Annotated in this window: 1 protein-coding gene; it reads left to right on the top strand. The window is 45.7% G+C overall.

Features of this window, described 5'->3' with window-relative positions; genetic code table 11:
* The first annotated feature begins 56 nt into the window (after nucleotides 1–56).
* On the top strand, nucleotides 57–1,271 hold the full coding sequence (locus tag ACMHKH_RS14600) for an IS256 family transposase (protein ID WP_413521346.1): 1,215 nt from the start codon (nucleotides 57–59) through the stop codon (nucleotides 1,269–1,271).
* The last annotated feature ends 31 nt before the right edge of the window (nucleotides 1,272–1,302 follow it).

The raw sequence follows: 1,302 nt of genomic DNA, 5'->3' as shown, positions 1-1,302 counted from the left end.
GAGCCTTTCCTAAAAACTGTGTAACTGCTTATAATCCACTAACAGGAGAATAAGCAATGACTACTCAATCTGACATCAAGAAACTGGCTGAGCAAATGGCTGGTAGCATGAAAAGCTTCGAGGACATCAAAGACTTCCAAAAGCAGCTCATGCAGTCGTTTATCGACACTGCCCTAGAAGCTGAGATGGAAGACCATCTCGGCTATCCTAAGCATGAGAAGGCGGATAAGCCTAATAAGCGTAACGGGCACACTAAAAAGACCGTCCGTAGTGACACAGGGGAGCTTGAGATCTCCACCCCAAGAGACCGCGGTGGCAGCTTTGAGCCTGTACTCGTCAGTAAGCATCAAACCCGTATCTCAGGTCTTGATGATAAAATCATATTCTTTTACGCCAAAGGCCAAACGACCACCGAGATTGTCGAAACCATTAAAGAGCTCTACGATGTCGACATCTCAAGCACATTGGTTTCAAGAGTCACTGACAACATCTTAGAGGACATTACTGCTTGGCAAAATCGCCCGTTGAGCAGCATCTATCCCATCATCTATTTGGACTGTATTGTCGTTAAAGTACGTCAAGATAAGCAGATCATTAACAAGGCTATCTATCTGGCGCTAGGCGTGGGACTTGATGGTAAAAAGGAGCTGCTTGGTATGTGGCTGTCAGAGAATGAGGGTGCTAAGTTCTGGCTAGGCGTGCTCACTGAATTGCAAAACCGCGGGGTGCAAGATATCCTAATCGCTTGTGTCGATGGTTTAAAGGGGTTCCCTGATGCTATCAACACGGTTTACCCCAACGCTCAGGTTCAGCTGTGTATCGTGCATATGGTTCGCTATTCGATGAAGTTTGTGCCGTGGACGGATAAGAAGGCAGTAGCGGCTGATTTAAAGGCCATCTATGGTGCTGATACCCTCGAGATGGCAGAGGCCAATCTCGAGCAGTTTGATGAGACTTGGGGCGAGAAATATCCGCATGTGGTCAAGTCTTGGCACAATAACTGGGAAGGCTTAACGGTGTTCTTTGAATATCCTAAAGACATCAGAAAAGTCATATATACCACCAATGCCATTGAGTCACTAAACAGTGTGATTCGGACGGCGGTAAATAAGCGTAAGGTGTTCCCATCTGATCAGGCAGCATTTAAAGTGGTGTACTTAGCAACCCAGCAAGCATCCAAAAAGTGGTCGATGCCGATCCGTAACTGGACGTCTGCTCTTAATCGCTTTATGATTATGTTTGATGACCGTATTAATAAGCATTTAATCTAAAAAGTAGTTACACAGAATGTGGGATGGTCTC

Origin of the sequence: Psychrobacter glacincola, assembly GCF_965118485.1 — a bacterium.
Taxonomy (GTDB): domain Bacteria; phylum Pseudomonadota; class Gammaproteobacteria; order Pseudomonadales; family Moraxellaceae; genus Psychrobacter; species Psychrobacter glacincola_D.
Note: the sequence above shows the minus strand (reverse complement) of the source record. Positions and strands in the feature narration are given on the sequence as shown.